Here is a 19172-nt window from a genome sequence, read left to right as displayed (position 1 = left end):
CGTTCACCGCGGTTTCACGACACAGGGGGCAGCGGATGCCGATCGACGACCTGACCGCGAGGGCCGAGGCCGTCGCCAGGGAGTACGAGGTGACGCGCGACCGCGGCCTCCTCTTCTCCGCTGAGGTGGACCGGGACGCCGCGGCGTTGTGGACGGCGGTCCGTGCGGTCGATCTCGACACGGCGTCCAGCTGGCTCGAAGCGCAGTTCACGGCGGGGAGCGTCGCGCTCGGGCGCCTGCATCATTTGCGGAACCGCGCGGCGGGGGAGGGGCGCGGGCTCGCCGATCTGGCGAGGGCCCTGCTGTGCCTGGAACCCGTCGCCGACGACTACTACGCCGTCCCGCTGGACGTGAACACCCTGGTCGGGCGGTTCACCCAGGCCGAGGACCAGGCGGAGACCGGAGCGGTCTTGTTGCGCGCGTCGGCGGGTGACGGAAGCGACCCGGCTCTGCTGGACGCGGGCATCCTGCTGATGGCGCCGGCCGCCAGGGCGGCGCCGCGGCAGGGCCTCGTCCGGGGTGCCCGGATGTCGCACTTGTGCCTGGCCCATCGCCGCCGGCACGAGCGCGACGGCACCGTGGCCGACCTCGACCAGGCCGTCGCCGCGGGGGAGGAGTCCCTGGCGATCGCGGTCGCGCACGGTGAGGAGTCCACCGAGCCGTGGTCCCACCTCGCCCACGCGTTCTGGTGCCGGTACCGGCTGCGCGGGGACGCGGCGGATCTGCGGCGCGTCATCGACCTGTTCGAGCAGGTCCTGGACATGGCGGGCGCCGACCCGACCCTCCTGTCGGACCTGGGGGCGGTCTACCGGCAGCACTACGAGCACACCGGCGAACCCGCGCATATCGAGCACGCGGTGGGCCTGGCGGAGCGGGCCGCGGCACTGCCCGGGGGAGGGACGGACCTCGGCGTCCTCGTGGGCCTCAGCCGCTCGCTGCTGCGCCGCCACGAACGCTCCGGGGCGCGGGCGGATCTGTGGCGGGCGGCCGAGATCGGCGAGCGCGTCGTGGCGGCCCTGCCGGACGACGATCCGGAGCGTGCCGTCCACCTCGCGGCCGTCGCGTCCGTGCTGCTCGAACGGCACAAGCATGGGCGGGCCCTGGACGACGTGCACCGTGCCGTCGACCTCGCGGAACAGGCACTGGCGGCGCTGCCCGAGGGGAATCCGCAGCGGCCGGACGTCCTGCGCGGGCTCGCCGCCGCGCTCCACCGGCGGCACCTGAGCACCGGCACCGGCCCCGACCTGGATCGGGCGGCGACGCTGGGCGCCTGGGCGCTCGCCGCGATCCCGTCCGACCATCCCGGACGGGCCGGCGCGGCCATGGAACTGGCGGGGGCCCACCTCACCCGTTACACCCGCACCGGCGTGCTCGCTGACCTCGCAGAGGCCATCGAGCTGGGAGAACAGGTCGTGGCGGGCGCGGCGGACCGTCTACCGGAGTGGGCGTCGCTGCTGGGCGGCGCCTACCGGCAGCGGTACCGCGCCTCCGGTGACGCCGCCGACCTCGACCGCGCCATCGAGCTCGGCGAGCAGGCGCTCGCCGGCACCGGCGACAGCGGCGTCGCGCTCGCCGGACGGCAGGCACGGCTCGCCGCCACCTATCAGCAGCGCCACGAGCACGGACGCGGGCACGGGGGCCGGCACGCGGATGCGGACGGCGGGATCTCCCTGGAAAGGGCGATCGACCTCGGCGAGCACGCCGTGGCCGCCACCCCCGCCGGCCACATCGACCTCCCGCAGCGGCTGGCCGCCCTCGCGGGCGCGCGGCTGGCCCGGCACCGCCTCACCCGCGCGTCCGCCGACGTGGACGCGGCCATCGACCTCGGTGAGCGCGCGCTCGCGAGCGTCCCGGTCGGCGATCCGGGGCGGGCGGGTCTCGTCGCCGGGCTGTGCGCCGCCTACCTTGAGCGTCTGACCGGCGGAGGGCCTCCACCGGAACCGGAGCGGTTGCGCGGGCTGGCCGCGGCCGTGGTCGAGGCGCGGGAGGCGGCCCCCGCCGACCGGGTGGCCGCGCACCACGCGGCCGGCGCGCTCGCGCAGGCCGCCGGGAACGACCGGCTCGCGGTGACCCTGCTGGACGGCGCCGCCGCGCTGCTGCCCTCGGTCGCCCCGCGCCAGGCGGACTGGGCCGATCAGCAGCACCGGCTCGGCGCGCACGTCGGCCTCGTCGGGACGGGCGTGGCCGCGCACTGCGCCGTAGGTGACGCCATGGGCGCGGTGGAGATCGCAGAGTTGGGCCGCGGGGTCCTGCTGGCGAGCCAGGCGAACACCCGCGCCGACCTGGCCGGACTGGAGGAGCGGGACCCGCGCCTGGCCGAGCGGTTCCGCTGGGTGTGCGAGCGGCTCAACACGCCGGACTTCCCGGCCGGCGAACGCGAACGCTGGTGGGCCGACCACGACGCGCTGCTCGCCGGCATCCGCGCGCTTCCCGGTCTCGGCGACTTCCTGGCGGCGCCGCGGCTCGCCGACCTGCGGTCCGCCGCGGCGGGCGGGTACGTGGTGCTGGTCAACGCCGGGCGGGGCCGCGGCGACGCGGTAATCGTCCGTGCCGACGGCGATCCGGTCGCGGTGGCGCTGCCCGATCTGCGGCCGGCGGACGTGGAGGCGCGCGTCGCGGCGCTGCTCGGGGCGGTCGACGGCGGCCTCTCCCTGGCCGGCGTCCTGCGTCGGCGCCGCGTCGTCCCGGAGGTTCTGCGCTGGCTGTGGGACACCGCCGTCGAACCGATCGCCCGCGCGCTCCGCCCGCTCTGCCCGCACGACAGGGCGCGGGTGTGGTGGTTGCCCACGGGCTTGCTGAGCCTCCTTCCGCTGCACGCCGCGGGGCGTCCAGGAGAGCCGGGCGCGCTCGATGCGATGGTGTCGTCCTTCGTGCCGTCTCTGCGGGCGCTGCGCGACGCACGCGACCGCCCCCAGGCCACCTCCCGCCGCCGTCTCACCGTCGCGCTGCACCGCACCCCGGGGCTCCCGGAACTGCCCGGCGCCGCACGCGAAGCGGCCCTGCTGGACGGCCCGGCGCTCACCGACGAACAGGCCACCGCCGGACGCGTCCTGTCCGCTCTCGGGCAGGCGACCTGGGCGCACTTCGCCTGCCACGCCGTCGCCGATCCCGTCTCGCAGGCCGACAGCGGACTGCGCCTGCACGACAGGACGCTGCGGCTGCCCGAGATCGGCGGGCTGCGGCTGGCCGGCGCGGAACTGGCCTACCTGTCCGCCTGCTCCACCGCGAACCACGGCACCCGCTACGCCGACGAGGTGCTGCACCTGGCCTCGGCCTTCCAGTTCGCCGGGTTCCGGCACGTGGTGGCGAGCCTCTGGCCCCTCGCCGACGAGGTCGCCGTGACCGCCGCGCAGCGCTTCTACCAGCGGCTTCCCGGTACCCCGGTCGCCGACGACGCCGCGTCCGTCCTGCACGAGGTGACGCTCGGCCTGCGCGACGAACACCCGGACCGCCCGGATCTGTGGGCCCCGCTCGTCCACAGCGGTCCGTGACGGTTCACCGGTCAGGGCACGTGCGGGTGCGGGGTGTCGGGGCCGTCGCGGTCGTCGCAGATCATGAGCAGGATCGTGGCGCGTTCCGGGCTGAGCGAGCGGACTTTGTGCGGAGTCGTGGCCTTGAAGTAGACGGAGTCGCCCGGCTCCAGTTCGACGGAGCGGGACGGGAAGAGGAGCTCGGCGCGCCCCTGGTGCACGAAGAGGAACTCTTCCCCCGGATGGTCCCGGAAGGGCACGGGGCCGGCGTCGTGCGGCGGGTACAGCATGAAGGGCGTCATCCGCTTGGTGCTGGCCTGGAGCGCGATGCCCTCGTAACGTGAGCCGGCCTCGTCCGCGGGCGTGAGGGGACGCCGCTCGCCGGCTCGCGTCACGGTGACGTCGGCGAGCTGCTCGGCGTCGACGAACAGGCTGTCGAGGGAGATGCCGAGGGCGCGGGCGAGCGCGGCGCTGACGGCGATCGACGGCGTGCTCTGGCCGCGCTCGACCTTGGACAGGTAGCTCTTGGTCACGCCGGCGCGCTCCGCGAGCGTCTCCAGCGTCATCAGCCGCTCCTTGCGCAGCTCCCGCACCCGATTGATCACCGTGGCCGCCTTTCACGCCGTTCCGGGGGGCCGGGGGACGGCCCGGCGGGAGTCCAAGTATGGCGTCATGGGGACATATCCCAGGCCAGGGCGTCGCCCAAGCACCTCTTGTTCGAGGAAACCCTGTGTCATATAGTGATCGAAGTTTCCTCACTTGGGAAGGGAAGCGGACATGGCATCGACACTGCACGACACCAAGGACGTGGTCGTCGGCCGCGCCGAGCGGCAGATGCGCGAGCACTTCGGCGACTCGAAACTGACCGTCCGGCAGAAGCTGGCGCTGACCTGCCGGATCCTGTTCGACGGCGGCCACGACTCCGGGCTCGCCGGGCAGATCACCGCCCGCGGGCCGCGGGAGGGCACCTACCACACCCAACGGCTCGGCCTCGGCTTCGACGAGATCACCGAGGAGAACCTGCTGCTCGTGGACGAGGATCTGAACGTCCTCGAAGGGCAGGGCATGCCCAACCCCGCCAACCGGTTCCACAGCTGGATCTACCGGGCGCGCGAGGACGTCAACTGCATCGTCCATACGCACTCGCTGCACACCGCGGCCCTCGCCATGCTGGAGGTCCCGCTGGTGGTCTCCCAGATGGACACCACGCCCCTCTACGACGACTGCGCCTTCCTCAAGGACTGGCCGGGCGTGCCCGTCGGCAACGAGGAGGGCGAGATCATCACCGCGGCGCTCGGTGACAAGCGGGCCATCCTGCTCGCCCACCACGGCCAGCTCGTGACGGGCGCCACCGTCGAGGAGGCGTGCACCCTGGCGAACCTCATCGAGCGGGCCGCCCGCCTCCAGCTCCTCGCCATGGCGGCCGGGACCATCCAGCCGCTGCCGCCGGAACTGGCGCGCGAGGCCCATGACTGGACGTCCACCGACCGGCGCCACCAGGCCAACTTCGCCTACTACGCGCGCCGGGCCCTGCGCGCCCACCCCGACTGCGTCGCCGAAGGGACGGAGATCTGATGGCGGTACCGCCGGTCGCGGGGATCATCGGCTACCCCGTCACCCCTTTCGTCCCCGACACGGGGGAGCTGGACCTGGAGAGGCTGCGCGGGCTGACCGGCGAGCTGGTCGACGCCGGCTGCCATGCCATCGCCCCGCTCGGCAGCACCGGTGAGAGCGCCTATCTCCGTGACGCCGAATGGGACGCCGTCTGCGAGACGACCCTGGACGCCGTCGCGGGCCGGGTTCCGACGGTGGTCGGCGTCTCGCACTGGAGCACCGAGACCACGGTGCGGCGCGCCCGCCTCGCCGAGCGCCACGGCGCCACCGCGATCATGGTGCTGGCCCAGAAGTACTGGAGCCTGACCGAAGCCGAGCTGGAGCAGCACTTCGCGGCCGTGGCGGCGGCGACCGACCTGCCGGTGATGCTCTACAACAACCCGGGCACCAGCGGCGTCGACCTGCCGCCGCTGACCGTCGTCGCCCTCGCCAGGAAGATTCCCGCCATCACGATGGTGAAGGAGAGCTCCGGCGACGTCGCGCGCTTCCGCGACATCCTGGACATGTCCGAGGGGGCGCTGTCGGTCTACAACGGGAGTAACCCGGTCGCGCTGGAGGCGTTCCGGGCCGGCGCGTCCGGCTGGTGCACGGCGGCGGCTTGCCTGGTCCCGCGATGGTGCCTGGAGCTGCACACGGCTGCGCTGCACGGACCACCGGAGCGGGCGGACGCGCTGCTGGCGACCCTGCTGCCGTTCCTGAAGCTCATCGTCGACCGCGGGCTGCCCCGGACGGTCAAGGCGGGGCTGGACATCCAGGGCCGCCACGCGGGCCCGCCCCGCCCGCCGCTGCGTCCGCTGCCGGCGGAGGACACGAGTCGGCTCCGCGAACTGCTCGACCGGCTCGACGCCCACCCACTGACCGCGGCGGCCCTGCCCGGCGGATGACGTCGTGAGGAGGTGGGCCGGGGAAACCCGGCATCCCACACCACCGGCGTTTCAGGGGACACCTGTTGCCTTGCGCATGAGGACCCGGCGGGAGGCGTGATGACGCCCGCGTTCCTCAGAACGGGTCCACCTGGACGCGGTCGGTGATCCCGGCCACCAGCGTGCCCGCGGCGATCCATCCGAGCGTCCCGTAGTCCCGGCGCCGGACGGCCATGATCGCTACGGTCACCATGGCGATGAGCGCGAGGACGGCGAGGGCAAGGGATGTCCTGTCCCAGGCCGTGCCGTTCGTGGCGGCCCTGACGAGCCTCGCCGATGCGATGAGGACGGTGGGTACCACCCACCATGGGCTGAGACCCTCGTGCGGGCTTTCCCCGTCGGACGGCGGCTGCTGCTTCTGCATTGTTCAAGGGAATCGCGCCGGAGCACGCCCACGCTTCGTGCGCGGGAAGGTACCGTGCTCGACCGTCCGGCAGGGTGGGGGTCAACCCTGGGGTGGAGGGCCCTGGCCGGGACGGACGAGACCTGCGTCGTAGGCGAAGATCGTGGCCTGGACCCGGTCCCTCAGGCCGAGCTTGCCGAAGAGGGCGTTGATGTGGGTCTTGACCGTGGCGTTGCGGATGCCGAGGGCGGCGCCGATCTCGATGTTGCTGAGGCCCTGGGCCAGCTGGACGAGGACGTCGCGCTCGCGCGGGCTCAGCAGGTCCAGGCGCTCGTCACCGGACGGCGGGGTGATCACGCCGGTGGCGAAGGCGTCGATGAGGCGGCGTGTGACGGCGGGGGCGAGCAATGCCTCGCCCCCGGCGACGGTGCGGATGGCGTCCACCAGCTCCTGGGGCGCGCAGTCCTTCAGGAGGAAGCCGGACGCGCCGGCGCGCAGCGCGCCGAAGACGTACTCGTCGCGGTGGAAGGTGGTGAGCACCAGCACCCGCGCGGGGGAGTTCAGCGCGGCCAGTTCCCTGGAGGCGGCCAGCCCGTCCACACCGGGCATCCGGATGTCCATCAGGACGACGTCGGGACGGTGCTCGGGGACCGCGCGCAGCGCCTCGGCGCCGTCCGCGGCCTGGGCCACCACCGTCATGTCCGGCTCGCCGTCGATGATCGCCGCGAAGCCGGCGCGGACGATGGCCTGATCGTCCACCACCAGGACCCGGATGCTCACGCCGTCTCCTCCATCGCGTCCAGCAGTGCCCGCATGTCGGTCAGGGCGGCCCGTGCCTGCCCGGTCACCACGCGGAGGGCCTCCCGCGCGTCGCCGTCGGTCCCGGCCAGGCCCGTCTCGGCGGCCTGTACCAGCCGGGCGGTTCGATCCAGGACGGTACCGCTCAACCCGACCGCGACGCGGCTGCGCTCGGCGTGGACGGCCCGGCTCGTGCGGGCGGTCGCGGTGTCCAGCTCGGCGAACCCCCACCGGCGGCTCCTGAGCGCGGCCGCCACGCCACAGGCCCACGCCCCCGCCGTCAGCGGGATGGTGACCAGGACGGCCAAGACCAGCCCGAACACGAACGCGACGGGGTCGCCGATCTCCGGGTCGGTCGCCAGCGACAGGCCCAGCCCGATTCCCCACGGGAGCGGCGCGACGAAAGCGGCCGGCCACGCCTGCCAGGCGCCGCGGTAGGCCGCGGCGGAGTAGACCATGACGAGCTGCGCCGGGCAGAAGAGCACGAAGAGCGCCAGCAGGTCCGGCGACCACAGCGTGCACGCGACGGCCCACACCGTGTCGGCCACGGTGAGGGCGGCGAGAGCGGCGTACGGCGCGCGGCGCCGCCACCACAGCGGCACGACCCGGCCGGCCATCGCGGCCACGACCAGCAGAATCCCCCCGGTCGGCAGGACCGGTACCAGCGCCTCCGGCGGCAGGAAGCCCAGCAGGGGCAGGGCCGCGTAGAACGCGAGCGTCACCGCGTCCAGGACCTCCGGCCAGCCCCGGCCATGCCCGGACGAGGACGTGGTCGGCAGGCGCGCGACGACCGACCAGCCGCCCCCCGGGGCCGGGCCCGCGTCGAGGACGCCGCCGAGCCCCTCCGCCCGCTCGCGCATGCCGCGGATGCCCCGCCGGCCGCCCAGCGCCGGGACCTGGGCGCCGCCGGGCGCCCCGTTCTCGACGTCCACCGCGAGCACGCCGGGACCGTAGCGGACGATCACCCGCACCGGCGCACCGGACGCGTACCGCATGGCGTTGGTCAGCGACTCCTGGACGATCCGGTAGGCGGCGGTGGTCACCTCCGCGGGCAGCTCGCGCGCACGTCCCTCCACGGTCAGGGACACCGGGACGCCCAGCCGGACCAGCCCGTGGCACAGCGGGGGGAGCAGCGTCCTGAGCCCGCCGTCCGGTGCGGGCGCGGTCACCTCGTCCACCAGCCGGCTCAGCGAGCTCAGCACCTCCTGGCCCGTGTCGGCGGCGACGCTGAGCGCCTGACGGGTCAGCTCGCGGTCGTCGCGGTGGGCGGCGGCGCCGCTGTGCACGACCACGGCGCTGAGGTGATGGCCCGCCACATCGTGCACGTCCCGGGCCAGCCGCTCGCGCTCGGCCGCGGCCGCCGCGCGGTGCTCCCGCTCGATGCCGGCCAGCCGGTCGCGCAGCCGCCCCCGCGCGGCCTTGTGCTGCCGCCGGACCTGGCCGAGCGTGGTGACGCCCAGGTAGGTGAAGCCGTCCAGCACCTCGTTGTACAGCACCTCGGCCGGGCTGGGCGCGTATCGCAGCGAGACGGCCAAGGCGACGGTGAACGCGGCCACGCAGCCGGCGACCGCACGGCGCGGTCCGTGGTGGACCGCCAGCGAGTACAGCGCGACCACGTCGGACACACCGCCGACCACCGCGTCCGGGTTGCCGACCGCCAGCACGCCGGCCGCGCTGATCAGGACCGTCGCGAACAGCACCGGTACCGGAGCGACCCGTCGCCACACCAGGGCCGCCGATGCGGTCACCACGGCGATCGCGGCGACCGTCCAGCCGCGGATGCCGAGCGGCGCGCCGCCGGCGTCGGTCACCAGCCAGGTGGCCGGGAGCTGGACGGCGATGAGGAGCAGCGGAACTCCCCAGTCGGCGGCGCGCCGCCACCGTCCGACGTCCCCGTCCGCCCGCACATGACGACCTTAGGGGTCACTCACCCGTTCTGGGGTGTTCTGTTCGAGTCCGGCGACCCTGTTGGTGCCATCGACCGGCACTCTCGCCGCGTGGGACGGAGCGAGCCTCCGCCCGTATCGACCTTTCAGATGGAGTCGCTTGTTCCATCTACTGTACAAGCGTACGATGATCGCATCGTGACGTTATTGGACGCTTGTACAGGCAGGTGACGGTGGTGGCGGAGGAGACCGCGTCCGAAGAGACGACATGGGTGCGGATCAGGACCGCGGCGATGGCGCAGTTCGCCGAGCACGGGGAGCGCGGCGCGACGATCCGGGGCATCGCCCGGGCCGCCGACGTCTCACCCGCCCTGGTCCAGCACTACTTCGGGACGAAGGAGAGGCTGCGGCAGACGTGCGACGAGTACGCGATCGAGGTCTTCCGCCGTACCAAGCAGGAGGCGCTGGACGGCGGGATGGGCAACCCGGGGTTCATGGCCATCGCGATGCGCACGGGCATACCGATCCAGCGGTACATCGCGCGGACGCTGGTCGACGGCTCGGCGGCCGCCGCCACGCTCTTCGACGACGCGGTCGAGTTCAACGAGGAACTGCTCCAGGCGGACAACCAGGGGATGTCCAAACCCACCACCGATGATCTGCACGGCTATGCGGCCGTGATGATAGGGATGAGTTTCGGCCTGGTCGTCCTGCACGAACATCTTTCGCGGGCACTGGGCGCCAACACGCTGTCGCCCGCCGGATACCGGCGCCTCGCGCTGGCCGCACTCGACATCCATATGGACGTCCTGCTCTCCGACGAACTCGTCGAGCAGGCGCGCACCGCCTTGAAGGAAATGCCGGACGACCCGGACGCCGTCCCTTCCGATGAGGGTGCCTCCGAGGGCACGGGGGCGGCCGAAGATGCGTGACGGCTCCGTCGCGGGCGGCCGCCGGTCGCGGACCGGTCGCATCCCCACCTCGGACGCGGCGGCCCGCAAGGCCGACTCCGACCCGCCGCCCGCGAGCGCGGCCTCGACCCTGGCACGCGACGCCCTCGACCGGTCCCGGTGATCCACGCGAGGGCCTGGCCGCATGCCGCCCTCCCCCGACAAGGAGCACGAGTGACCACATCCACTCCGATATACGTCCGCGGCCTGGTCAAGAACTTCGGCCGGACGCGCGCGCTGGACGGTCTTGACCTGAGCGTCCAGGACGGCGAGGTGCACGGATTCCTCGGTCCGAACGGCGCCGGGAAGTCGACGGCGATCCGCGTCCTGCTCGGCATGCTCCGTGCGGACGGGGGCACCGCCCGGCTGCTCGGCGGTGATCCCTGGAGCGAGGCGACGGAGCTGCACCGCCGCCTCGCCTACGTCCCCGGCGATGTGACGCTGTGGCCCAACCTGTCCGGCGGCGAGGTGATCGACCTCCTCGGCCGGATGCGCGGTGGCACCGACAAGCGCCGCAAGGCCGAGCTGCTGGAGCGGTTCGAGCTCGACCCCCGCAAGAAGGGGCGCGCCTATTCCAAGGGCAACCGGCAGAAGGTGGGCCTGGTCGCCGCGCTGTCGTCCGGTGCCGAACTGCTCATCATGGACGAGCCGACGTCCGGCCTGGACCCCCTGATGGAGGAGGTCTTCCAGGAGTGCGTCCGGGAGGAGCGCGACCGCGGGCGGACCGTCCTGCTGTCCAGCCACATCCTGTCCGAGGTCGAGGCGCTGTGCGATCGGGTGACCATCATCCGCAAGGGCGCCGCGGTCGAGAGCGGGACGCTCGGCGACCTGCGCCATCTCACCCGCACCTCCATCGACGCCGAGCTGGCGGCGCCGCCCGGCGGGCTGTCGGAGCTGCCCGGCGTCCATGACCTGCGGGTGGACGGCGTGCGGGTGCGTTGCGAGGTCGAGACCACACGGCTGGACGAGGTGCTCCGGCGCCTCGCGGACAGCGGTGTGCGGAGCCTGTCGAGTCGCCCGCCGACGTTGGAGGAGCTGTTCCTGCGTCACTACAAGGACGAGACGGCCGCCGAGGCGCCCACCGAGACGGCCACCGAGGCGGCCTCGTGAGCGCCGTCACCGGAGCGCCGTCCCCGCAGCGTGCGGCGGTCGCGCTCGCGGGGACCGGCGGGATGATCCGCCTCATCCTGCGCCGCGACCGGTTCCTGATGCCGGCGTGGGTGCTGGTCCTGTCGCTGATCCCGGTCAACTTCGTGTCGGCGACCGAGAAGATCTACCCGACCGCCGCCGACCGCGTCGGGTACGCGAACACCAGTGGAACGAACCCGACGTTCCTGGCGCTGTACGGGCCGCTGTTCGACAAGAGCCTCGGCGGCATCATCGCGCAGCGCTCGGGTTTCATCCCGGTCGTCCTCGGGCTGATCGCGATCCTGACGGTCGTCCGGCACACCCGCGCGGAGGAGGAGGCCGGGCGGCGCGAGCTGCTGGGCGCGACGGTGATGGGCCGTGGCGCCGGGCTCGCGGCCGCGCTCGCGGTGACGTCCGCCGCGGGCCTGGTGATCGCCGCCCTGCTCACCGCCGGGATGACGGCCCAGGGCCTGCCGTTCGCGGGATCGCTGGCCTTCGGGCTGGAACTCGGCCTCGCCGTGTGCGTCTTCGCGGCCGTCGCCGGCATCGCGGCGCAGCTCACCGAGGGTGCCGGCAGCGCCCGGGGGCTGTCCATCGCCGTGCTCGGCGCCGCGTTCGCGGTCCGGCTGACCGCCGACATCGGCGGCGCGGGCAACGGGCTGTCGTGGCTGGGCTGGCTGTCGCCGCTCGGCTGGGTGCAGCGGCTGCGCCCCTACGCCGGTGAGCGCTGGTGGGTGCTGCTCCTGATCGTCGTGCTGACCGGCCTGCTGATCGCCGTCGCCGGGATCCTGTCGGCGCGGCGGGACGTCGGAGCCGGGGTGCTGCCGCCCCGCCTCGGCCCGGCGGACGGCCCGTCCCGGTTGAGCGGGCCGTTCGGGCTCGGTTGGCGGCTCCAGAGCCGTCCGCTGTACGGATGGCTGGCCGGGTTCGCGGCGCTCGGCCTCATCTACGGCAGCGTCGCCGGCAGCGTCGAGGACCTGGTCGGCGACAACCCGGACCTGGAGAAGATCTTCACCCGGCTCGGTGGCCAGACCGCCATCGTGGACGCCTACTTCGCCTCGGTGATGGGCATGCTCGGCCTGGCGGCCGCCGCCTACGCCGTGTCGGCCACGCTGCGGCTGCGCACCGAGGAGGCCGCGCTGCGCGCCGAGCCGCTGCTGGCCACCCCGACCGGACGGCTGCGCTGGGCGGCCAGCCATCTGGTCTTCACGTTGCTGGGCTCGGCCGCCGTCCTCGCGGTCGGCGGCGCGGCGGCGGGCCTCGCCCGCGGGCTGGACGGGGGTGATCTGGGCCGCGACGTTCCCCGCGTCCTCGGCGCTGCCCTGGCCCAGCTGCCCGCCGTCTGGCTGGTCGCGGCGATCACGCTGGCGATCTACGGCCTGGTCCCCCGCTTCACCGCCGCGGGCTGGGCGGTGGTCGCGGCAGCGGCGATCATCACCCTCTTCGGGACGACGCTCGATCTCGCCCAGGGCGTGCTGGACCTGTCGCCCTTCACCCACGTCCCTAAGGTCCCCGGCAACGCCTTCACCGTCACCCCGATCATCTGGCTCCTGGCGGTCACCGCCGCGCTGACCGTCACCGGCCTGACGGCCCTCCGCCGGCGGGACCTGGCTCTCGGCTGAACTGAACCGGGCGAGTATTCGGAGACGTACTTCAGGTGGTGAAGGGGCCATCTGCGGGGGACGCGTTGAAGACGGAACAGCTCGACACCACGGCGATCGAGGACGGCGGCGCCGCGGACGGGCAGCTGACGGGCCGGTCGCGGACGCGCCGGATCGTGGGGCGGGTGGTGACCGGGCTGGCCTGCGTCTTCGTCTTCGCCGCCTTGGTCACCCCCACCGAGTACGCGCGGCTCACGCCGGGGGCGTTCGTGCGCGTGCCGGTGGAGGGGATCGTCGGCGCGGTGCTCCTCGTCGTGCTGCCGCCGCGGGCGCGCCGGGTGGCGGCGGTGCTGGCCGGGGCGCTGCTCGGGCTGCTGACCATCGTGAAGGTCGTGGACGTGGGGTTCGACGCCGTCCTCGTCCGGCCGTTCGACCTGGTCCTGGACTGGGTGCTGGTCGGGCCGGCGGTGGAGTTCCTCGACACCTCGCTCGGCCGGGGCGGTGCGATCGCGGTGATCGTCGGGATCGTCGTGCTCGCCGTCGCCGTGCTCGTCCTCATGACGCTGTCGGTGCTGCGCCTCAGTCGTGTCGCGGCCGAGCACAGGCGGGAGACGGTGGGCGGGGCCGCGGCTCTCTGGATGGCCTGGCTCGCGTTCGCGGCGCTCGGCGCCCAGCTCGTCCCGGGGGTGTCGATCGCGTCCGGCGGGACGGCGGTGCTGGCCTTCGACCACGCACGCGAGGTGCGGACGAGCCTGCGGGACGAGAAGGTGTTCGCCGAGCAGGCGTCCAAGGACGCCTTCCGGGGCACGCCGGGCGGCCGGCTGCTGACCGGGCTGCGCGGCAAGGACGTCGTGCTGGCGTACGTGGAGAGCTACGGGCGGGACGCGATCGAGGACCCGCAGTTCGCGCCGCAGGTGGACGCCGTGCTCGATGCCGGGACGAAACAATTGCGCGCCGCCGGGTTCTCCGCGCGCAGCGGATTCCTCACCTCGCCGACGGCGGGCGGCGGGAGCTGGCTGGCGCACGCGACGCTGCTGTCGGGGCTGTGGATCGACAACCAGCAGCGGTACCGGACGCTGGTCGGCAGCGACCGGCTGACCCTCAACCGCGCCTTCCAGCGGGCGAGGTGGCGGACCGCGGCGGCGATGCCCGCCCTCGTCCGGACCTGGTCGGAGGGCACCTTCTTCGGTTACGACAAGGTCTACGACTCCCGGAACATCGGCTACCACGGGCCCCGTTTCAGCTATGCGACCATGCCCGACCAGTTCACGCTCTCGGCCATCCAGCGTTCCGAGCGGGCCCGGACGGAGCCGGTGATGGTCGAGACGGCGCTGGTGTCGAGTCACGCGCCGTGGGCGTCCATTCCCCGGATGGTCGACTGGAAGGACGTCGGGGACGGCTCGGTCTTCGACTCCATGGTCACCGACGAGAACCCGCCGTGGCCGGCCCACATCCGCGACGAGTACCGGCGTTCCATCGAGTACTCGCTGAACAGCCTCATCTCGTACGCGCGGACTTACGGCGACGATGATCTCGTGCTGGTCTTCCTGGGCGACCACCAGCCCGCCTCGACGATCACCGGGCCGGGCGCCGGGCGGGACGTGCCGATCACCATCGTCGCCCGCGACCGCCGTGTCCTGGACCGGATCTCCGGATGGGGCTGGCAGGACGGCCTCAAGCCCGGCCCGGACGCCCCTGTGTGGCCGATGAGCGCGTTCCGCGACCGGTTCCTGACCGCTTTCGGCTCATGACCGCTCGGCTCAGGAGATCGGGTACGCGGCCCTGACGTCCTCCGGGCACGCCGTCCCCGGTCAGGGCTGGGTGCGGGCCTCGGTGGGGGTGCGGCCGAAGCGGGTGCGGAAGTGCCGGGCGAAGTGGGCCTGGCTGGAGAAGCCCCAGCGGTAGGAGATGTCGGCGATGGTGGTGCCGGTGGCGCCCGGGGCGGTGAGGTCGGCGTGGGCGCGCTGGAGACGGCGCTCCAGGATGTGCCGGGCCGGGGTGGTCCCCGCGGCCTCGAAGATCCGCCCGAGGTGCCGGACGGAGACCCCCATCACGCCCGCGACCTGGCCGGGGGTGAGGCAGGCGTCGTGCAGGTGCCGCTCGATGTAGTCCTTCGCGATGATCAGCTGGGTCTGGTAGGCGGCCGGGGCGGGCCGCCCGCCGGAGCGCCCGGTGGCCAGCAGCTTGATCAGGTCGAGGACGGCGCCGCGGGCGCCGGAGCCGGGGTTCTCCAGGACGGCGCGCAGCGCCACGACCAGCTCGCCCTCCCGGGCCGTCCCGCGCCCGAAGAGCATGGGGGCGGGGACGCCGCCCGCCATGCACTCCTCGACGAACAGGTCGCGGGGGATGTCCACCAGGAACTGCCGCATGGACGAGGAGAACCCGAACAGGTAGGGCCGCCGCGTGTCGTAGACGACGAGGTCCCCGGCGGTCGCGGCGAGGCAGCCGTTCTCGTGCAGGAAGACCGCCTCGCCCTTGACCAGCAGCGTCGCGAACACCGAGTCCTTCGGGGTGGACTTGGCGACCTGCGGGGTCCGCTCGACGGCATGCGCGTTGCCGCTGATCTCGGCCAGGCGGACGTCGTCGAGTTGGAAGTTGGACTGCCGTGCCAGCAGCCCCCGCTCGGAGTAGGAGGTACAGGACAGCCCGACCAGTGCCCTGCGGTTGTACTCCTCCCAGAACTCGATGCGCTCGCGCGGATCGATGTTCTCGGTGGTCGCATGGCTGGTCATGAGTGCGGGTGCCGGCATGGCGTGCTCCTCCCCGGGCTCTGGGCGGTCCTCTGAAGGAGCCTATGCGGTGATGGGCGTCATACGGCCAGATACCCTCCATCCACCGGAAGGACGGCGCCGTTGACGTAGGACGCGGCGGGGGAGCACAGGAACGCCGTGACGGCGGCCACCTCGCGCGGCTGCCCGTACCGTCCGACCGGAATCCGGGCGAGGACGGCCTCGGCGGCGGGCGGGTCGTCCAGCAGGCCCCTGGCCAGCGGAGTGACGACGAAACCGGGCGCGACCGCGTTCACCCGGACGCCGTCGGCGGCGTACTCGGCCGCAAGCGAGCGGGTGAGCTGGGAGATCCCGCCCTTGCTGGCGCTGTAGGCGGGCCGGTCGCGGCTGCCGGTGAACGCGAACATCGAGGAGATGTTCACGATCGAGCCCAGCGCCCCGTCCCCGCCGCGCGCCAGGGCGGGGCGAGCCGCCTGGCAGGCGATCATCGTGGCGGTCAGGTTGATCTCCAGGACGCGGCGCCAGCGCTCCAGGTCGTACTCGTCCCGGTCGTGGCTGACGCCCGCGCAGTTCACCAGCACGTCCAGGTCGCCCGCGTCGGCGATCAGCCCGGTCAGCCCGCCGCCGTCCAGCACGTCGTGCTCCACGACCTGGACGCCCGGGTGGACCGGCAGTTCCTTCTCGTCCGCGGGGCGCAGGCCGAGCGCGGTGACCTCGGCCCCCAACTCGGCGAACAACACGGCGGTGGCGGCGCCGATCCCGGACGTGCCGCCGGTCACGAACGCCCGCCGCCCGGCGAACAGCCCCGGCTCGAATCCCTCGCTCATGGCCGCACCAGCACCTTGATCTCCTCCTTGGGCGAACCCGTGTCCAGCAGGGTCTCGAAGCCGTCCCGGACGACGGCCGCGAGCGGGACGGTCGAGGTGACGATCGGGGTGAAGTCCATCCCCTCCTCGGCGACGAGGCGGATCAGCTCGGGGTGGACGCCCCGGTAGCCGACCGTCCCGATGATCGACTGCTCGTTGTTGACCAGCGCGAACGCGTCGAACGCGAACGTTCCGCCGAGCCCGAGCAACACGACCCGGCCGCCACGCCGGGAGGCGGCGAGGCAGTCGCGCAGCGTCCCCTCGGTGCCGACGGCCTCGAACGCGACGTCGGCGTCCCCGGCGGGCAGGCCCCCGGCGTCCACGACCTCGGTGGCGCCGAGGCGCAGCGCCAGGTCGCGGCGGGTCCCGGACGGGTCGGCGGCGACGATGCGCCCCGCCCCGTACCGGGCGGCGAGCTGGACGACCAGCAGCCCGATCGGGCCGAGGCCGACGACCGCGACCGACTCCCCGTCCCGCAGCCCGGACCGGCGGATCGAGTGCAGCGCCACCGCCGCCGGCTCGAACAGGGCCGCCTGCTCCAGCGACACCCCGTCGGGCAGCCGGTGCAGCATGTAGGACGGCACGACCGCGCGCTCGGCGAGGCCGCCGTCGCCCATCAGCCCGGCGAACCCGAAGTGGCGGCACAGGTTGTACTCGCCCGCCCGGCAGCGCGCGCAGTCGCCGCAGCGGTAGTGCGGCTCGACCGCGACCCGGTCGCCGGGGGAGAACCCGGTGACCCCGGGCCCGATCTCGGTGACCGTCCCGCTGAACTCGTGCCCGAGGGTCAGCGGCGCCTGCCGTCCCGACTCCGGGTGCGGGGCGCCGACCGGGATGGCGTGCGGGCCGTCGGCGTACTCGTGCAGGTCGCTGCCGCAGATCCCGCAGTAGGCGACGGCGACCGCCACCTCCCCGGGCCCCGGGGCGCTGGACGGCACGTCCTCCACCCGGACGTCCCGCGCCTTGTACCAGACCGCCGCCTTCACGCGGTCACCCCCCGGCGGCGCAGGACCGCGGGGGCGGTCTCGCGGAGGCCGAACGACAGGGCGACCACCAGCGCGGCGCCTCCGGCCGCGATGAACATGGCGGACTGGAGCCCCCAGGTATCGGACGCCCAGCCGGCGACCAGCGGGCCGAGGAACCCGCCGGCCAGCTCACCCACACCCATGATCACGCCGAGTGCGGTGGCGAGTGCCGCACGCGGGACGGTCTCGGCCGGGATCGTCGCCATGAACAGCGTGAAGCAGCCGAGACCGGTGTAGGTGAGGATCATCAGCGTGCCGAGCAGCACCGGGCTCTGCACGTACACGACCGCGATCGGGCAGCACACCGCGAGGGCGGTGAAGCCGATCAGCGCGGGCCGGCGCCCGATCCGGTCGGAGATTCCGGGGGTCGCGAAGCCCCACAGCACCCAGGCGACGCCGAGGCAGGTCATGACGGCGCTCATGGTGCCCGAGCCCCAGTCCTTCTCGTCCGTCAGGTACTTCGGGGTGAAGGTGATCAGCGTGACGAACCAGGTGAGGTAGCAGGGGGCGATCAGCATGCAGATCACCACGTTGCGCAGCCGCAGCACCTCCTTGACCGGCACCTTCGGCGTCGCCTGCGCCGTCCTGGCCGCCTGCGCAGCCTTGGCCGATGCCGCCGCACCGGTGGCCGCCTCCGGCCGTCTGCCCGGCGGGTGCTCCAGCACGTACTTGGTGATCAGACCGGCGACGATCAGACCGGGGACGATCGTGACGAAGAACGCCGTCCGCCAGCCGAAGGTGTCGGCGAGCCAGACCACCAGCACCGGCGCCACGATGCCGCCGAGCAGGCCCGCCGAGGAGCCTTGGAGCAGCCCCATGTTGAGGCCGCGCCGCGATTCCCGGGACGCCTCGACCATGAGCGACTGCGACATCGGCAGCACCGCGCCCTCGGCCGTGCCCATCAGAGCACGTGCCGCCAGCAGGCCGACGAACCCGGTCATCAGGCCGGAGGCCGAGGAGAACAGCGAGAACAGCAGGACCGCCCCGATGAGGATCGGCTTGCGCCGCCCGATCCGGTCCGAGAGGCTTCCGGCGAACATCCCGGAGAGCGCCCACGTCAGCGCCAGCACTCCGGACAGGATGCCGAGCTGGGAGTTGGACAGCCCGAAGTCGTCGTCCATGTACGGTGCGAGGAAGGCCAGCGCCTGCCGGTCGAAGAACACGAAGCCGAACGCCAGGAACAGGACGATCAGCAGCTTGTTCTCGTACCGGTCGGCGGTGCCGCGCGCGCTGCGCGTCAGCGTCTCCGTCATGATCAGCGGAACAGCGCGTTGACGTAGTCCGCGCCGAGACCGACCGCGTCGTAGTGCTTGCGGCACATGTCGATGTAGTCGTGGACGTCGAAGAAGCCCTCGGGGTCGCCGTTCTCGTCCAGCCACACGAGCGGGCCCTTGACGATGAACAGCGTCTTCATCGGCTCCTCGTGCTCGTAGGCGACGAGCGTGTGCCCCTCGCCGGGCGCCTCGTAGATGAAGTCACCGGCGGTGGCGGTCCAGGGGCGCTCCAGGTAGCCCCACTTGCCGGAGATGGTGTAGGCGAACACCTCGTGCGGGTGGTAGTGCCGGTTGACGAGACCGGCCTCCTTGGACCGCAGGATGTCCGACCAGGTGTTGTCCTTGACGTTGATCCACAACGGCCGGGACCCGACGGTCTCGGTGAACGGCACGTAGTACCGGTCGTCGTCCGTGGCGACCTTGGACAGGTAGACCTCGGGCAGCGCGTCGGGCTTCTGGGAGTTCTCGATCGGCTTGAGGTTCTTCCAGAATTCCGAACCTGGGGTTTCAGGCATGTGAACGGCTCCTCTCACTTGCCGCGAGTGAACCCCGTCCAGGCCGCCCCCGT

The 19172-nt window shown here is 73.1% G+C and carries 17 protein-coding genes; 8 read left to right on the top strand and 9 right to left on the bottom strand.

From position 1 onward, the window contains the following. Positions 1 to 35: 35 nt before the first annotated feature. The gene (locus AMA02S_RS12185) at positions 36 to 3491 is read left to right on the top strand and encodes a CHAT domain-containing protein (RefSeq protein WP_067456230.1); all 3456 of its coding nucleotides are present in this window, start codon (positions 36 to 38) and stop codon (positions 3489 to 3491) included. 11 nt (positions 3492 to 3502) lie between these two features. On the opposite strand, the gene AMA02S_RS12180 is transcribed toward AMA02S_RS12185, so the two are convergent. Beyond that, on the bottom strand, positions 3503 to 4075 hold the full coding sequence (locus AMA02S_RS12180) for a helix-turn-helix domain-containing protein (protein WP_084265011.1): 573 nt from the start codon (positions 4073 to 4075) through the stop codon (positions 3503 to 3505). Positions 4076 to 4247: 172 nt separating this feature from the next. Between AMA02S_RS12180 and AMA02S_RS12175 the strand changes: the two genes are divergently transcribed. Both AMA02S_RS12175 and AMA02S_RS12170 read left to right on the top strand, forming a co-directional pair. Further along, the gene (locus AMA02S_RS12175) at positions 4248 to 5045 is read left to right on the top strand and encodes an aldolase (RefSeq protein ID WP_067456227.1); all 798 of its coding nucleotides are present in this window, start codon (positions 4248 to 4250) and stop codon (positions 5043 to 5045) included. Next, complete coding sequence (locus AMA02S_RS12170; protein WP_067456224.1) at positions 5045 to 5968, top strand: dihydrodipicolinate synthase family protein; 924 nt, start codon at positions 5045 to 5047, stop codon at positions 5966 to 5968. Before AMA02S_RS12175 ends, AMA02S_RS12170 begins: the two co-directional genes overlap by 1 nt. Positions 5969 to 6083: 115 nt before the next feature. Here AMA02S_RS12170 and AMA02S_RS12165 read toward each other — a convergent pair whose 3' ends face one another. The 3 genes from AMA02S_RS12165 to AMA02S_RS12155 all read right to left on the bottom strand — a co-directional run bounded on the left by AMA02S_RS12165 (position 6084) and on the right by AMA02S_RS12155 (position 9055). Then, positions 6084 to 6371 carry a hypothetical protein gene (locus AMA02S_RS12165; protein ID WP_067456220.1) on the bottom strand — a complete coding sequence of 96 codons (288 nt, stop codon included), beginning with the start codon at positions 6369 to 6371 and terminating at the stop codon, positions 6084 to 6086. A gap of 81 nt (positions 6372 to 6452) precedes the next feature. After that, entirely contained in the window at positions 6453 to 7130 is a 678-nt protein-coding gene (locus tag AMA02S_RS12160; protein ID WP_067456217.1) for a response regulator, read from the bottom strand. Then, the gene (locus AMA02S_RS12155; RefSeq protein WP_067456214.1) at positions 7127 to 9055 is read right to left on the bottom strand and encodes a sensor histidine kinase; all 1929 of its coding nucleotides are present in this window, start codon (positions 9053 to 9055) and stop codon (positions 7127 to 7129) included. Before AMA02S_RS12155 ends, AMA02S_RS12160 begins: the two co-directional genes overlap by 4 nt. Before the next feature lie 215 nt (positions 9056 to 9270). Between AMA02S_RS12155 and AMA02S_RS12150 the strand changes: the two genes are divergently transcribed. The 5 genes from AMA02S_RS12150 (at position 9271) to AMA02S_RS12135 (ending at position 14464) form a co-directional block, all read left to right on the top strand. Beyond that, positions 9271 to 9966 carry a TetR/AcrR family transcriptional regulator gene (locus tag AMA02S_RS12150; protein WP_245667470.1) on the top strand — a complete coding sequence of 232 codons (696 nt, stop codon included), beginning with the start codon at positions 9271 to 9273 and terminating at the stop codon, positions 9964 to 9966. After that, positions 9959 to 10108 (top strand): hypothetical protein, encoded by a 150-nt coding sequence (locus AMA02S_RS41635; protein ID WP_157430526.1) that lies wholly within the window; start codon positions 9959 to 9961, stop codon positions 10106 to 10108. The genes AMA02S_RS12150 and AMA02S_RS41635 overlap by 8 nt, the downstream gene beginning before the upstream one ends. Before the next feature lie 50 nt (positions 10109 to 10158). Continuing rightward, complete coding sequence (locus AMA02S_RS12145; protein ID WP_067456208.1) at positions 10159 to 11094, top strand: ABC transporter ATP-binding protein; 936 nt, start codon at positions 10159 to 10161, stop codon at positions 11092 to 11094. Then, positions 11091 to 12734 (top strand): ABC transporter permease, encoded by a 1644-nt coding sequence (locus AMA02S_RS12140; protein ID WP_245667469.1) that lies wholly within the window; start codon positions 11091 to 11093, stop codon positions 12732 to 12734. Before AMA02S_RS12145 ends, AMA02S_RS12140 begins: the two co-directional genes overlap by 4 nt. Positions 12735 to 12799: 65 nt before the next feature. Beyond that, positions 12800 to 14464, top strand: a complete 1665-nt coding sequence (locus AMA02S_RS12135; RefSeq protein ID WP_157430525.1) for a sulfatase-like hydrolase/transferase — start codon at positions 12800 to 12802, stop codon at positions 14462 to 14464. A 60-nt stretch (positions 14465 to 14524) separates the two neighbouring features. Here AMA02S_RS12135 and AMA02S_RS12130 read toward each other — a convergent pair whose 3' ends face one another. From AMA02S_RS12130 to AMA02S_RS12110, 5 genes are read right to left on the bottom strand one after another with little or no spacing between them, the layout of a single operon-like run. Next, positions 14525 to 15463 carry a helix-turn-helix domain-containing protein gene (locus AMA02S_RS12130; RefSeq protein ID WP_067456205.1) on the bottom strand — a complete coding sequence of 313 codons (939 nt, stop codon included), beginning with the start codon at positions 15461 to 15463 and terminating at the stop codon, positions 14525 to 14527. A 59-nt stretch (positions 15464 to 15522) separates the two neighbouring features. Continuing rightward, positions 15523 to 16269: an SDR family NAD(P)-dependent oxidoreductase gene (locus AMA02S_RS12125; protein ID WP_067456202.1), complete on the bottom strand. Its 747-nt coding sequence runs from the start codon at positions 16267 to 16269 to the stop codon at positions 15523 to 15525. Continuing rightward, positions 16266 to 17291 (bottom strand): 2,3-butanediol dehydrogenase, encoded by a 1026-nt coding sequence (locus AMA02S_RS12120; protein ID WP_067456199.1) that lies wholly within the window; start codon positions 17289 to 17291, stop codon positions 16266 to 16268. Before AMA02S_RS12120 ends, AMA02S_RS12125 begins: the two co-directional genes overlap by 4 nt. Next, on the bottom strand, positions 17288 to 18583 hold the full coding sequence (locus AMA02S_RS12115) for an MFS transporter (protein WP_067456196.1): 1296 nt from the start codon (positions 18581 to 18583) through the stop codon (positions 17288 to 17290). The genes AMA02S_RS12120 and AMA02S_RS12115 overlap by 4 nt, the downstream gene beginning before the upstream one ends. Before the next feature lie 2 nt (positions 18584 to 18585). Next, positions 18586 to 19119, bottom strand: coding sequence for a 2,4'-dihydroxyacetophenone dioxygenase family protein (locus tag AMA02S_RS12110; protein ID WP_067456193.1), 534 nt, complete (start codon positions 19117 to 19119; stop codon positions 18586 to 18588). Between the last annotated feature and the right edge of the window lie 53 nt (positions 19120 to 19172).

This window comes from Actinomadura macra NBRC 14102 (assembly GCF_001552215.1).
Lineage (GTDB): Bacteria > Actinomycetota > Actinomycetes > Streptosporangiales > Streptosporangiaceae > Spirillospora > Spirillospora macra.
This window is presented reverse-complemented; position numbering and strand designations above follow the sequence as displayed.